Origin of the sequence: Mesorhizobium sp. LSHC412B00, from assembly GCF_000503035.1 — a bacterium.
Lineage (GTDB): Bacteria > Pseudomonadota > Alphaproteobacteria > Rhizobiales > Rhizobiaceae > Mesorhizobium.
On the sequence record NZ_AYWB01000024.1, the window covers coordinates 42,351 to 56,204 of the forward strand.

The following is a 13,854-nucleotide window of genomic DNA, read 5'->3' on the forward strand; positions in this document are numbered from 1 at the left end:
TCGGCGAAGTGGTAATGCCCCATCTCGCCGACGCGCTTTCGCTGGCCCGCTGGCTGACCGGCAATGCCACCGACGCCGAGGATGTCGTGCAGGACGCCTGCATGAAGGCACACGCCAACATCGCAAGCTATGCCGGCGGCAATGCACGTGCCTGGCTGCTCACCATCGTTCGCAACTCGTGTTACACATGGCTGGCGCGCAATCGCCCGCGCAGCATCGTCTCGGTGGGCGACCTCGGTGATCTCGACGAGGTGAGCGCCGCTCACGCAGTCGATCTGAGTGAGAGCGAAAGCCCGGAGGCGAGCCTGATCGCCAAGACAGACGTGGCGGCCCTGGAGGCGGCGATCGCCGCCCTGCCGCAACCCTTTCGAGAAACGCTCGTGCTGCGCGACGTGAATGGCCTCGCCTACCGCGATATCGCAGCCATGCTGGGCGTGCCGATTGGCACGGTGATGTCGCGGCTGGCGCGGGCGCGTGGCCTGCTGATCTCTGACCTTGGGAGGGCGCAATGAGTGCGCACAACGATGGATTGCCCGAGGACGCCGCAGGCATGAACCTGATGCTGCACGCGCTGATAGATGGCGAGCTTGACGCCGCCGCGGCCATGGCTGTCGAGCGGCGCATCGCGGCCGATCCCAAGCTGGCGGCCGAACATGCCCGCATCATGGTCTTGCAAGGGGCTGTGGCCAGGCTTCCGAAGCCCCAGGTGAGCGACGAGTTCAGCGCGCGCATTGCAGCCATGGCAGCATCCGGCAGCGTCGAGGTGCTGCGGCCCAGAGCGCCGATACGGGCGAAGTCCGCTCGAACGTGGTGGTCGGCGCGCAACTTCGGATCATTCGACTGGCGCACCATGGCGGCCTCGATCATGATCAGCGCTGTTCTGGCCAGCGGCGCGACGCAATGGGCGATGCAGCTTAGCGTAGCCGACAGCTTTGCCGCAGGGGTAGCCAGCGGCCACCAACGCAGCCTGCTGGCGACCAGCCCTGTCGATGTCGTCTCGTCGGACCGGCACACGGTAAAGCCATGGCTCGATGCAAGGCTCGGCCTTTCGCCGCCGGCGCCGGACATGGCCAAGGACGGATTTGCACTCATCGGTGGCAGGGTCGAGGTCATCGGCGGCCGGGCGGTGCCAGCGCTGGTCTATCGCCACCGCGAACATCTGATCACCCTTGTGGCCGAGCCGCAAAATGCCGGGGTGGTTACCGACCCGGTCGATCTCTCGGAGGGCGGTTTTTCGCTTGTGCATTGGAGCGATGGCGCCTTCTCATACTGGGCGATTTCCGACATGGAGCGGCCGGAGCTCGACGACTTCGTGGCGCGCTTCCGCGCCGCGGTCGTCCCCGGCTGATAACCGACCGTCGGCACTCCAACCGATATCGAGTGGCCGACCTGCGCTAGCCGTGACGTTCCTGCCCGGGTGACAGACCACGGCAGCAGCATGGCGCCGACGTCGAACGCGTCCTCGTGCAGCGTCGGCTCCAGTTCGGGGCGGACGCCGGCCCCTGTTTTCGGGAAATCTCAAAAGAATTTCGCGCCGCCCGGGAATAAAGGGATGTCCTGATGGGTCTTGTTGTTAGCGGGGCCAATTTCCCGGCACGCACCCAAGAAACGAAAAAAGGATCTACCGAAATGACCAAGCTCGCTCTCAGCGTGGCTGCCATGCTGCTTGCCTCAACCGCTGCCTTTGCCGGCAGCGACCATGGCGGCAACAACTCCAATCAGCCGGTCGCTACCGTTGACACCAATGCCACTGCTTCCATGTCCACCTCCCCGCGCCAAGCCGGCGTCGACACCATGGTGACGACCGGGCCGCGCCAGGGGTCGGTTCAGGACATCATCACCAGGCACAACAACGACGGCATCTGGGGCCGCTGAAGGCACCCTTCCGAACATCTTCTCTTACCACTCACGATGGAGAGCCAAACCTTTGGCTCTCCATCATCACCCCATAAGGCTGCAGGAGATCACCTATGTTCATGATGACACGTCGCACGTTGCTTGGAACCACGCTCGCCGCGACCGCCTTCGGTCTGGCCGGCAAGCTGGAATTCACCCGTCCCGCCTTCGCCGAAACGTCGGTCGAGCCGACCGTCGGCTTCTACAAATACAAGGTCGGTGATATCGAGGTCACCGCCATCTATGACGGCATCTGGCGCAAGCCGCACGACCCGGCCTTCATCAAGGATGTTTCCGTCGAGGACACCAAGGCAGCGCTTGCCAAGGCCGGCCTGACGACAGACTTCATGCCCATCCCGCTCACCGTCATCGTCCTCAAGATGAACGGCAGGCTGATCATGATGGATGCCGGATCGGGCGTCGGCCAATGGCAGACCAATGCCACCCATCTGCCGGCCAACATGGCCGCCGCCGGCATCGACTATAAGACGATCGACACCATCATGATCTCGCATTTCCACCCCGACCATGTCTGGGGCCTGATGGAAAAGGGGACCGATGCACCGGTGTTCCCCAATGCCGAGCTGATCGTCAACGCCACGGAATACGATTGGTGGACCGACCCCAGCCGGCTGGCCAAGCTGCCGGAAGGCCGCAAGCCGGCGGGCAAGCGCATCGCCGAAAATTTTCCGAAATGGAAGAACTGGAAGCTGGTCAATGACGGCGCCGAAGTCGCACCCGGCATCCAGATCATCGCTGCGCCCGGCCACACGCCGGGACATTCGGTCTACCTCGCCAACTCCGGCAAGGAACAGCTGATGATCTCGGCCGACACCATGTATGTGCCCGCCCTTCTGGCGCCGCATCCGGAGTGGCAGGGCAGTTACGACCAGGACGGGCCGACCGCTGTCGCCACCCGCCACAAGATCATCGACCGGGTGATCGCCGACAAAATCCGTGTTTCGGGTTCGCACTTCCCGTTCCCCGGCGCCGGCGTCTTCGTGAAAGACGGCAATGCCTATGGTTTCACCCCAGTTCAGATTTGAGCGCGAGCTCCCAACCCAAGCGAGAAAGATGATGAAACAATCCTATCTGGGCAAGCACGCCCTGTTTGGCCTGCTTGGCGCCATTGCCGTGCTGACCATCGTTCCCGTGGCCACTATCATGCCGGCCTATGCGGTCGACGACATCGAGGGCACCGATGCACCCGACCTCACCGCCGTCCAGGCCAAGATCGCCGTCAAGGACTACAAGGGCGCGCTGGCCGATCTGCGTGATCTCGCGCAGGACAACCAGCAGGCCGACGTCTACAACCTGCTCGGCTTCACGTTGCGCAAGACCGGCGATTTCACCACCGCGCTGACCTACTACAACAAGGCGCTCGAGCTGAAGCCCGACCACAAGGGCGCCCGCGAATATCTGGGCGAACTCTATGTAGAGACCGGCGACATGGCCAAGGCCAACGAGCAGTTGGCGTCGCTGCAGAAGCTGTGTCCCGCCGGCTGTGAAGAACTCGAAGACCTCCACCAGGCCATCGACACCAAGGTGACCAAGTAAAACCAGGCAGGCGCTGCAAGGCGCCTGCTCCTTTCCCATGGAGCCCATCGTGACAACGACACAAACCGCCTGGAAACCACATCTCACCGACTTGACCCTGCTGACGGGTCGCCTGCTGCTCTCATTGCTCTTCGTGCATGAAGGCCTGGAGCTGGCGACGCATTTCGCCGGTGCAGCCAAGGCGATGACGGCGCTCGGCGTCAGCCTGCCGCTTTTAATAGCCACCATAGCGCTGCAGCTGTGAGCTGGCTTTTCGGTCGGCCTTGGTCTGCTGACGCGTCTGGGCGCGGTGGCGCTCGGACTGTTCTGTTTGGCAACGGCAGCTTTGTTCCACGCCAATTTCGCCAACCAGAACGAATTGCTGCATCTCGAAAAGGATCTCGCCATAGCGGGCGGCATGTTCGTCCTGGCCGTAGCCGGCGCCGGGGCGATATCTCTCGACAGGGTGCTGAACGGCCTCGTGAAGCGCCGGCAACAGGACAGAGAGACGGTTGCGGCGCTCATAGCGGCCGGTAGGCCTCTCTCGGTGGGCGAAATCAAGCTTCCATTCTAAACCGGCCAACACGCCGGGCATCATACAACCCGCCCGCCCGGTCGGCGCCCGCAAACTGCCTCGGGGGGTGACGCAAGCCGTTCGTGGCGTGTCCTCCATTTTACGTCCGCTTATCGGCGCGGATAGTAATGCCCAGGAAGGACCTGCGACGATTCCGATCAGCAAGCCTCTTAATCGTTGGTGCAGTCGGCGATCTGCGGAGGTTCAAGGCATCCGTTGTTTGAATTACGTCTACCGCGCCGCGGATCATTCGCGGTTCTGGTATGCCAGAAGGCCAAGCATCGCGAGCGTCACTTTTCCGAGATTTGCATGGCTGTCAGAAAGGCGCCGCGATGATAGATCAACGCCGGGCCAGGCTCTCCGCTCACCACATGTCGGACGGTGCCGAGGATCAGCGCATGGCTGTGACGAATGATGGTGTCCTCGACCGTGCAGTCTACCGCGGCAAGCGCACCTTCGAGTGCCAGTGCGCCGCTTGCAAGGGTGGACCAGCGTGCACCCTCGTAGCGCGCCTGCCCCTTGAGGCCGCCTCGGCCGGCAAAACGGTCGGCAATCGCGATCTGGTCGGCGCGTAGCACATTCACGCAGAAGTGCCCATGCCGGCTGATGGCTGCCCATGTCGACGAGCTCAGGTTGATGCTGACGACCATCACCTCCGGTTCGACCGGCAAGGAATGGGCGGTGGTAATTGTTGCGCCCGTCCGCTCGTCGCCGATGCCTGCGGTGACCACGGACACGGCTCCGGCCAGGTGTCGCATCGCAAATTTCAGGGGGATCCGGGTTTCATCCGGCAGAATGCGTTCGGTTAGTGTCATCTGGATAGCCTCATCGTGTTTGCACCTTCACGACGCCCTGCGACGCAACGCCGTCTGGTAACCCAACCATTGGTGAATTTCGGTGGCGATGCTCTCGGCATGGGCGGTGACTTCAGGGATGCCCATCAGCTCGCCGACGCTGCCGCGCGCCAGCGGTCCGCTGATGAAAATATTGTCGGCCGGGTGACCTGACTTACCGACCGCGCGGCCGTGGCTGTCGGTGCCGAGACCAAGGCCGGTTGGGTCAAGACGGACCAGGCCCAGATGTCCAAGGGCGGCAATCGCCGTGTTGGTGCGAAGAATGTCCGTATGCGCCGGCCCGGTCGTCACGATCACGCTGTCGAACGTCTCGACGATGAGGTCGTGTCGGCGCCTTGACCGCTGCGTGACGCGGATACGTCCGTCGGCCTCTTCGGCCTCGACAATCGATCCGGCGCGATAAGCGAGCGTCCCCTCGTCAAGGCGGCGATCCAGCACGACTGCTACCTGTGGCGCGATGCGGAAACGATGCACGTCCCAGAGTGCGCGAAGATGGCGCACCACGCGGCGCTGCTCGGCGAGCGGCAAGGCCTGCCAGATCAACTGCCCCTGACGCCGGACAGCGTCGAGGACCGGATACCAGGCTTCGCCCTGTCGCGTCGCTGCCGCGATCGTGGCCCGGATGCGCCTGAGCAGCACCGTGGCGCTGCGTAAAGGCAGGCTGGTGAAGTCGCCTATCGGGTCGCCCTGCATGGCGGCCTGCACATGCGAGCGATAGCCATGGCGCGACAGTGCCGTGATGCGGCCGCGATGACCTCTACGGTCGAGGGCTGCAATGACGTCGGCCGAGGTCAGACCGGTGCCAACAATGAGAACACGGTCGTCGCGGCCGATCGCCTGCAGCCGTTCGAGGTCGTAGGGATTGGCCACCAATCCGGCGACTGAGGCCACGCTGCGCAGCGGCGCCGGGAGGGCCGGCAATGGATGCGTCGCCGCGATCACCACAGCATCGGCGGAAAGCGTTGCGCCATCGGACAGGACAAGCCGGTAGCCCTCGCCACTGCGCTCGACCCAAGCAACTTCGGCCCTGACATGGCGGATCGCCTTGCTTTGCAGGAAGGGCTGCAGGTGGGATTCGACATAGCGGCCGAAGACCCGACGCTGCGGGTAAATCGCGCCGCTGGCGGCGATGGCCTGCGTATCGTCCAGAATAGCGCCGGTCTGCTCCAGCCAGTCGGAAAAATGGCCCTCCTCACCTGAGATCAGCGTCATCCTGGACGCCCGCACGTTGATGCGGTGCGAGGGATCGGCCGTCGAATAGGCCAGACCATAGCCGAGCGCCTCGCGCGGTTCGACGACCACGATATTGGCTGCATCGGCGGGCAGCAGCCGCGCCAGGTGAAACGCGGTTGCGGCGCCGGAAAAGCCGCCGCCAATGATGGCGACCGTCAGTTTCCCAGCCCTGCGGGAAGCGCTCAAGACTGGCTCGCGCGCAGCGCCGATGGTCGATGATCTCCGGCCACCGTTTCGCCGAACGGGCCCATGTTCACCGTCGTCGGCCGGGTCGAGATTTCGTGATCGAGCGGCAGCAGCGGCAGCACCAGTTCGCCGAAGCGATAGGCTTCCTCCAGATGCGGATAGCCGGACAGGATGAAGGTATCGATGCCAATCCTTCGGTATTCGTCGATCCGTTCTGCCACGGTCGCCGCGTCACCGACCAAGGCAGTGCCGGCGCCGCCGCGCACGAGGCCAACGCCGGCCCAAAGGTTCGGGCTGATTTCGAGCTTGTCGCGGCTGCCGCCATGCAACCGGCTCATGCGCGACTGGCCAACCGAATCCATGCGGGCAAAAACCTTCTGTGCCTCGGCGATCGTCTTGTCGTCGAGGCGGCTGATCAGCCGATCGGCATCGGCCCAGGCCTCGTCATTGGTCTCGCGAACGATGACATGCAATCGGATGCCGAAGCTCACTTCGCGGCCGGCCTTTTCGGCAAGGCCGCGCACATGCTCGACCTTGGCGGCGACGTCCGCCGGCGGCTCGCCCCAGGTGAGGTATTTGTCGATCTGCTCGGCGGCGACCGCATTGGCCGCGTCCGACGAGCCGCCGAAATAGAGCGGCGGGTGCGGCGTCTGCACCGGCGGGAACAGCAACCTGCCATCTTCGATGTGGAAATGCTTGCCTTCGAAGGCTACGGTTTCGCCGCTGAGCACGGCCTTGTAGATGTCGAGAAATTCCCGCGTCACCTCATAACGCTCGTCATGGCTGAGGAATATGCCATCGCCCTTGTTCTCGACCGGATCGCCGCCCGTGACCACGTTGATCAGTAGGCGCCCGCCGGAGATGCGGTCGAGTGTCGAGGTCATGCGCGCGGCGAGCGTCGGCGATTGCAGACCCGGCCGCACGGCGACGAGGAAGCGCAACCGCTGCGTCAGCGGCGCCAGCGCCGACGCCACCACCCAGCTGTCTTCGCAACTGCGCCCGGTCGGCAGCAGCGCGCCATAATAGCCGATGGCGTCGGCGGCCTTGGCGACCTGGGTGAGATAGGGCAGATCGACCGCCCTGCCGCCCTCGGAGGTGCCGAGATAGCGGCTGTCGCCATGCGTCGGGAGAAACCACAGGACCTTAATCCTGGAGGGGGTGGCAGCGCTCATGAATAGTCCTTTGTGACTTTACGGCGTTCCCGCTCAGCTCCAGGCGTGGAGCGGCGGGTTCACCTCGTTCAGGTAATAGTTCCCCAGGATCGCGTATTTCCAGCGCACCGGATCGTGCAGCGTGTGGGTGCGGGCATTGCGCCAGTGGCGGTCGAGATTGTGCTCGGCCAGCGTGGATCGCGTGCCGGCAAGTTCGAACAGTTTGTTGGTGGCGTTTATGGCGATCTCGGTGGTGAGGATCTTGGATTCGGCGACCGCGATCTGCGCTTCCGCGACCGTCTTCGCGTTAGGATCGGCCACGGCGCGGTCGACCGCAAGGCCGGCCTTTTCCAGAATAGCCTCGGCCGCATTGGCGCGCAGGCGAAGGTCGCCGATCGCCTGGATCGTATAGGGATCCTGCCAGGCATGATCGACGCCGCTGTCGATCCACGCGCGCGACCTGGTACGCACGAAGCTGACCGTCTCGTCGATCGCCGCCTTGGCGATGCCGAGATCGACCGCCGCCTGGATGATCTGGAAGATGGGTCCGTCGGCTGTCGGTTTGTCGTACCCCTTGTAGCCGGGGACGAGATGCGTCTTCGCCACCTTCACATTGTCGAGCAGGACCGTGCCGGAGAGCGTCGTCTTCTGGCCGAAGCTCGACCAGTCATCGATGACGGTCAGTCCGGGCGCGCCGCGATCGGCGATGGCATACCAGGCGCGCCCCTCGTCATCGAGCGCCACAATTGGCACCAGATGGGCGAGCAGGGCGCCGCTTGAATAGAATTTCTGGCCGTTGACCACGACATGGTCACCGGCATCGACGAACTTGGTCTCGAAGTCGGCGGCACGCTTGGAGCCGAACTCGGAAAACGCGTTGCCAAAGCGCGTGCCGGACAGTGCCTCGGCGAAGAGCAGCCTTTTCTGCGCCTCGTCCGAAACCGTGCGGATGGCGGCGACCACGCCGAGATGGTTTTGCGGAATCTGGCCAAGCGAGGGATCAGCCGCCGAGATGATGGTGATCACCTTCGACAGCGTCACATAGGAAACCTCCGGCCCGCCATAGGCCTTCGGCACATTGATCGACCACAAGCCGCTCTGCGAAAATGCATCCAGCTCTTCCTTCGGCCAGATGCGCTCGCGATCCCGCTTCGAGGCTTCCCTGGTGAATTCAATGGCAAGTTTTTCGGCGATGGCGATCGCCTCGGCATCGGTCTTGATGATATGCGCCTTGGCCGAGGGGCGCTCGACCGGAGGCACGGCGACGCGCGCGTCGGACGGCTGCTTGGATTGGATGGTCATGCTGCTGTCTCCTGGGGAAAGTGTTGCAATGGGAGCGGCGCGCCGCCGAGATAATAGGTCTTGATGTCGTCGCGCTGGCGCAGGTCGGCAGCCGACCCTTCCAGCACGCTTTTTCCGTTTTCGAGCACGGTGGCGCGGTCGGCATATTTCAGCGCCACCGCCGAATTCTGCTCGGCGACAAGGATCGAAAGACTCTCGTCCCGATTGAGCCGCTTCAAAGCGCTGAAAATCTCGTCGACGATCAGCGGCGCGAGCCCCATCGAAGGCTCGTCGAGCACGAAGAGTTTCGGCCGCGACATCAGCCCGCGACCGATCGCCGTCATCTGCTGCTCGCCGCCGGAGGTGAGGCCGGACCGCGTGCGCCGTTTCTCGAGAAGCCTCGGAAACAGCGCGTAGACACGCTCAAGGTCGGCCTTCACGCCAAGGCGCGAGGATGAACGCCCGAGCGCACCGGTCAGAAGGTTCTCCTCGACCGTCAGCGAGCGGAAACAGTGCCGGCCCTCGAGAACCTGGACCAGGCCCTTGCGGACAAGGTGCGAGGGGCTTGCCCTTGAAACATCCTGGCCATCGAAAATGATCCGGCCGGCGGTAACGGCGCCGCGCTCTGCCGGCAGAAGATTGGATGCGGCTCGCAACAACGTCGTCTTGCCGGCGCCATTTGAGCCGAGCAGCGCAACGATCTCGCCCTTGCCGACCGAGAGGTCAACGCCATGCAAAGCGGCGATGGCGCCATTGTAGACGGCCTCGACGCGGCTGACCGACAGGATCGGATTTTCCGGGCTGGACATCGATAACTCCGCTGCGAAGATGGATGGCACGGCCGGCCCGCGGGCCGGCCGTGAGCTCTTCAAACTCAGTTGCTGACCACCGCATCGGCGTCTTCGGCCGTGCGGATCTTGAGGCCCTTTTCCTTGGCATAGGCCTCGGACGACTTCTCGATGATCGGGCGCAGCAGCTTCCAGTCCGGCGCGATCCAGTCGGACACGACGTTCCACTTCTTGCCGTCCCACTGCTGGAAGGTCACGTAGCCATCACCTTCGTGATTGTCCCAGGAGACGTTGATCGAGTGGAACAGGTCCTTGGCACCGAGCGCCTCGACGCGCGCCGGGTCGAGCTTGAGGTGTTCGAAGCCCCAGCGGACCTCATCGCCGGTCAGCGTGCGATTGCCGAATTTGGCCTGCGCGATGCGGATGGCTTCGACATTGAGGATGCCGTTGACGATGCCGAGATTGTGGTAGACCGAGCCGATGCGGCTCTTGTCCTCGAGATTGCCCTTGCCGGCGTCGTAGACCGTCTTGACGATCTCCTTGACGACCGGGTAGTCGGCGCCAGACGCCTGGGTGGTGATGGCGGTGTAGCCCTTGGCGGCGTCGCCGGCGGGGATGACGTCCTCTTCAGAGTTGGACCAGACATTGCCGACGATGTGATCGGCCGGGAAGCCGGTCTTCTGCGCGGTCTTCAGCGCAACCGGGTTCATCACGCCCCAGCCGCGCAGCACGACATAGTCGGGACGATCGCGACGGATCGTCAGCCACTGTGCCTGCTGCTCGTTGCCGGGGTGCGGGACCTCGATCTGCGACAGTTCGAAACCGTATTTCTGCGACAGCAGCTCATATATCGGGATCGTCTCCTTGCCGTAGGGCGAGCCGTGATAGAGCACGACGATCTTCTTGCCCTTGAGCTTGTCGAGGCCGCCTTCCTTGGAGGCGATGTAGTTCACGATGCCCGATGTTTCGCTGTAGGGGTTGAGCAGCAGCGGGAAGACGTAAGGGAATACCCGGCCGTCGGTGGTGTCGGTGCGGCCGTGATTGATGGTGATAAGCGGCACCTTGTCGTCGGTGATGCGGTCGATCATGGCGTAGGCGATGCCGACCGAGAGCGGGTTCCAGGCGGCGATGCCGGGATTGCTCTTCAACCGTTCGTAGACCTCGACGCCCTTCTCGACTTCGTACTGGGTTTCGCCCTCGCTCCAGGTCAGCTTGACGCCATTGACGCCGCCGTCGCGGATGTTGATCAGGTTGAGATAGTCGATGAAGCCGCCAAAGAAGCCGGTGCCGCCGGCGGCATATGGGCCAACGCGGTAGCTCTGCAGCGGGAAATATTGTTCGTCGGCATGCACGGCTGTCGCGCCGAGCACGAAAGCGGTGGCGATCGCCGCTTTCTTGAGGTGACTGAAGAAGGTCATGAGTTGCGTCTCCTGAGGTTTTGGGTCCGTGAGAGAATGTCGAGCGGCGCTCAGCTGGACCTTGAGCCGATCCGTCGTTTCAGGCGGTCGACGAGGGCCGACAGCCCGTTCGGTTCCGCGATGAGGAATATGATGATGAGGGCGCCAAGCACGATGCGCTGGCTCATGTCGAGCACACCAGAATCGAACAGGCCGCCAAACACGAAGGCGCCGAGCCGAGACAGAACGAGCGGGAAGACGACGATGAATGCGGCGCCCAGAAACGCACCGCGTATCGAAGCCAGCCCGCCGATGATGATGATGAACAGGATCTGGAACGAGCGGTCGAGATTGAAGCCGGCCGGCTCGACCGTGCGCAGATAGGTGAAGGCCCACAGCACGCCGGCGACGCCGATGATGAAGGACGAAATGGCGAACGCCAGCAGCTTGGTCCGCAGCACCGGCACGCCGATGACGCGCGCGGCGGTTTCGTTGTCGCGCACCGCGATGAAATTGCGGCCGGTGGCGCTGTTGACCAGCCGCCAGACCAGTGCCGTCAGCAAGGCGACGGTGGTGACGGAAAGTAAATAGCGTCCGGCGGCACCGTCGAGCGAAAACCCGGCGACGGCAAGGTGCGGCGCGGAAATCACCCCGGACGGATTGTCGTTGGAGAACCAGCCGAACTTGGTCAGCGCCCACTGCACGAAGAACTGAGCGGCGAGCGTCGAGACAGCGAGATAGAAGCCGCGCAGGCGCAGGCTCGGCAATCCGAAGATGACGCCGATGCCGGCGGCCGAAATTCCGGCCAGGATCATGGTCGCCGCCAGCGGCAGTCCTTCCACCCGCAGGTTGAAATTGTATGCGGCGAAGGCGCCTACCGCCATGAAAGCGGAGGAGCCAAGCGAAAGCTGGCCGCAATATCCGGTCAAGAGGTTGAGGCCGACTGCCGCCAGGCTGAGCGCAAGGAACGGCAGCAGGATCGCCTCGACCAGATAGCTCGACGCAAAGGCCGGGACCAGGCCGTAGACGACGACGATCGCCACGGCCGGCAAAGCTAATTTCCGGGCGAAGCTCAGCCAGTCGATTGGAGCCCTTGCGGCATCGAGCGCTTGCACGGCCATCGGTCAGACCCTTTCGACGGTTTTCTGGCCAAACAGGCCGGAGGGGCGCACCAGTAGGACAACCAGCGCCAGCGCATAGGCGAACCAGCCTTCGATGCCGCCGCCGACGAAGGGTCCGAGATAGACCTCAGCGAGCTTTTCGCTGGCGCCGATGACGAGGCCGCCGACGATGGCGCCAAGGATGGAATCGAAGCCGCCAAGCACCAGCACCGGCAGCGCCTTCAACACGATCAGCGATAGCGAGAACTGGACGCCGAGGCGTGCGCCCCACAGCAGTCCCGCGACCAGCGCCACGAAGCCTGCAGCCGTCCACACCGTTCCCCAGATCCGCGGCAGCCGCAGCCCGACGGCAAGTGCCGCGAACTGATCGTCGGCGACGGCGCGAAAAGCCAGCCCGATCCGCGTCCAGTAGAAGAATGCGCTCAAGCCGGCCACCATCGCCGCGGCAATGCCGGCCGCGAGCAGATCGAAGGACGAGATGAGGATGCCGCCGACCTCGAAAGGCGTGTCGTCGATGCCGAGATCGAGCCCGTGCACCTGCGTTCCCCAGATCAGCTGGGCTGCACCCTCGATGATGTAGGACAGGCCAAGCGTGGCCATGAACAGCGTCATCGGCGAGCGGTTGACCAGCGGCCTGAGCACGGTACGCTCGATGGTGAAACCCAGCGCGACCATGACTGCGAAGGTGATCAGCAGCGCAAGCGCAAACGGGATGCCGCGTTCGACCAGGCTGACAAAGGTGAGTGCCGCAAACAGCACCATCGACCCTTGCGCGAAGTTCAGCACACCCGACGTCTTGTAGATCAGCACGAAGCCGATGGCGACGAGCGAATACATGACTCCCGACAACAGGCCGCCGACCAGCACTTCGACAACGAAGAGAAAATCATAGTAGCTCATCAGATGCCCTCGCCATCCTCGCCCTCGGCGGTGCCGAGATAGGCCCGGATCACGTCCGGATCGGCGCGCACTTCGGCCGGCGTGCCGTCGGCGATCTTGCGGCCGTAATCGAGCACGGCGACGCGGTCGGATAGGCCCATGACGACCCCGATGTCGTGCTCGATCAGGATGATGGTGACGCCATGCCGGTCGCGCGCGGCGCGCACGAACCCGGCCATCTCGGCTTTCTCGGTCGCCGTCATGCCCGCCATCGGTTCGTCGAGCAGCAGGATCTTCGGCTCGGCAACCAGCGCTCGCGCCAGTTCGACCCGCTTCTGCAAGCCGTAGGGCAGCGTCGCGACCAGCTGATCGGCGACCGTTTCCAGATGCAGGAAGGCGATTGTCTGGTCGACCTTTGCGGCAATCGCAGCGTCTTCGCGCCTGGCGCGTGGCAGGCCGGCAATATGTTCGACAAAACTGGCGCGCCTGGTGTGGACGCGGCCCGACGCGATGTTGTCGTGCACGGAAAGCCCGGGAAAGAGCGCCAGGTTCTGGAAGGTGCGCGCGACGCCCAGACGTGCCAGACGGTTCGCGGGCACACGGGAGAATGACTGGCCGGCGATCGCGATCTTGCCGTGGTCGGCGTGATAGAGGCCGCTGATGATGTTGATCAGCGAGGATTTGCCTGCGCCGTTGGGGCCGATCACGGCGCGGATTTCGCCGCTCTTGACCTCGAGATCGACATCGCTCAGCGCCGTGACGCCGCCGAACGAAATGCCAATCCCGCTCAGAGTCAGGATCGCATCGACCTTTGCCGACAGGCGCGCCGGGCGCGTGTCCGTGAGTGGACCAGCGCCAGCAAGAATGCCGGGGATTTCGGGCGCACGCTCGTATGCGGCGGCTCCCAGCGAAGCACCAATCATGACACGTTCCTGATTTTCAAGGAGTGCGCGGCCCG

14 protein-coding genes and 1 pseudogene are annotated in these 13,854 nt (G+C 63.8%); 6 read left to right on the forward strand and 9 right to left on the reverse strand.

Features of this window, described 5'->3' with window-relative positions:
* Positions 1 to 14 precede the first annotated feature (14 nt).
* The 6 genes and pseudogenes from X757_RS138195 to X757_RS01000000165385 all read left to right on the forward strand — a co-directional run bounded on the left by X757_RS138195 (position 15) and on the right by X757_RS01000000165385 (position 4,006).
* Positions 15 to 512 (forward strand): sigma-70 family RNA polymerase sigma factor, encoded by a 498-nt coding sequence (locus X757_RS138195; protein ID WP_245261438.1) that lies wholly within the window; start codon positions 15 to 17, stop codon positions 510 to 512.
* Positions 509 to 1,348, forward strand: coding sequence for an anti-sigma factor (locus X757_RS138190; protein WP_023727736.1), 840 nt, complete (start codon positions 509 to 511; stop codon positions 1,346 to 1,348). Before X757_RS138195 ends, X757_RS138190 begins: the two co-directional genes overlap by 4 nt.
* A 281-nt stretch (positions 1,349 to 1,629) precedes the next feature.
* Positions 1,630 to 1,875, forward strand: coding sequence for a DUF680 domain-containing protein (locus X757_RS138185; RefSeq protein WP_023727737.1), 246 nt, complete (start codon positions 1,630 to 1,632; stop codon positions 1,873 to 1,875).
* A gap of 95 nt (positions 1,876 to 1,970) precedes the next feature.
* A complete protein-coding gene (locus tag X757_RS138180) occupies positions 1,971 to 2,942 on the forward strand; it encodes an MBL fold metallo-hydrolase (RefSeq protein WP_023727738.1) in 972 nt (323 codons plus the stop codon).
* A 31-nt stretch (positions 2,943 to 2,973) separates the two neighbouring features.
* Complete coding sequence (locus tag X757_RS138175; RefSeq protein WP_023727739.1) at positions 2,974 to 3,453, forward strand: M48 family metallopeptidase; 480 nt, start codon at positions 2,974 to 2,976, stop codon at positions 3,451 to 3,453.
* A 37-nt stretch (positions 3,454 to 3,490) separates the two neighbouring features.
* Positions 3,491 to 4,006 (forward strand): annotated as a pseudogene (locus X757_RS01000000165385) (DoxX family protein).
* Between the two features lie 290 nt (positions 4,007 to 4,296).
* Here X757_RS01000000165385 and X757_RS138170 read toward each other — a convergent pair.
* The 9 genes from X757_RS138170 to X757_RS138130 all read right to left on the reverse strand — a co-directional run bounded on the left by X757_RS138170 (position 4,297) and on the right by X757_RS138130 (position 13,819).
* Entirely contained in the window at positions 4,297 to 4,821 is a 525-nt protein-coding gene (locus X757_RS138170) for a flavin reductase family protein (protein WP_050593984.1), read from the reverse strand.
* 27 nt (positions 4,822 to 4,848) lie between these two features.
* On the reverse strand, positions 4,849 to 6,279 hold the full coding sequence (locus tag X757_RS138165; RefSeq protein ID WP_023727741.1) for an FAD/NAD(P)-binding protein: 1,431 nt from the start codon (positions 6,277 to 6,279) through the stop codon (positions 4,849 to 4,851).
* Positions 6,276 to 7,451, reverse strand: a complete 1,176-nt coding sequence (gene ssuD, locus X757_RS138160; protein WP_023701784.1) for an FMNH2-dependent alkanesulfonate monooxygenase — start codon at positions 7,449 to 7,451, stop codon at positions 6,276 to 6,278. The genes X757_RS138165 and ssuD overlap by 4 nt, the downstream gene beginning before the upstream one ends.
* Positions 7,452 to 7,484: 33 nt before the next feature.
* Positions 7,485 to 8,732 (reverse strand): SfnB family sulfur acquisition oxidoreductase, encoded by a 1,248-nt coding sequence (locus X757_RS138155; protein ID WP_023701785.1) that lies wholly within the window; start codon positions 8,730 to 8,732, stop codon positions 7,485 to 7,487.
* Positions 8,729 to 9,520, reverse strand: a complete 792-nt coding sequence (locus X757_RS138150; protein WP_031251645.1) for an ABC transporter ATP-binding protein — start codon at positions 9,518 to 9,520, stop codon at positions 8,729 to 8,731. Before X757_RS138150 ends, X757_RS138155 begins: the two co-directional genes overlap by 4 nt.
* Before the next feature lie 65 nt (positions 9,521 to 9,585).
* Entirely contained in the window at positions 9,586 to 10,917 is a 1,332-nt protein-coding gene (locus X757_RS138145; RefSeq protein WP_023701787.1) for an ABC transporter substrate-binding protein, read from the reverse strand.
* 50 nt (positions 10,918 to 10,967) lie between these two features.
* Positions 10,968 to 12,017, reverse strand: coding sequence for a branched-chain amino acid ABC transporter permease (locus X757_RS138140; protein WP_023727743.1), 1,050 nt, complete (start codon positions 12,015 to 12,017; stop codon positions 10,968 to 10,970).
* A gap of 3 nt (positions 12,018 to 12,020) precedes the next feature.
* Complete coding sequence (locus X757_RS138135) at positions 12,021 to 12,917, reverse strand: branched-chain amino acid ABC transporter permease (protein ID WP_023727744.1); 897 nt, start codon at positions 12,915 to 12,917, stop codon at positions 12,021 to 12,023.
* Complete coding sequence (locus tag X757_RS138130) at positions 12,917 to 13,819, reverse strand: ABC transporter ATP-binding protein (RefSeq protein WP_031251647.1); 903 nt, start codon at positions 13,817 to 13,819, stop codon at positions 12,917 to 12,919. Before X757_RS138130 ends, X757_RS138135 begins: the two co-directional genes overlap by 1 nt.
* Positions 13,820 to 13,854 lie beyond the last annotated feature (35 nt).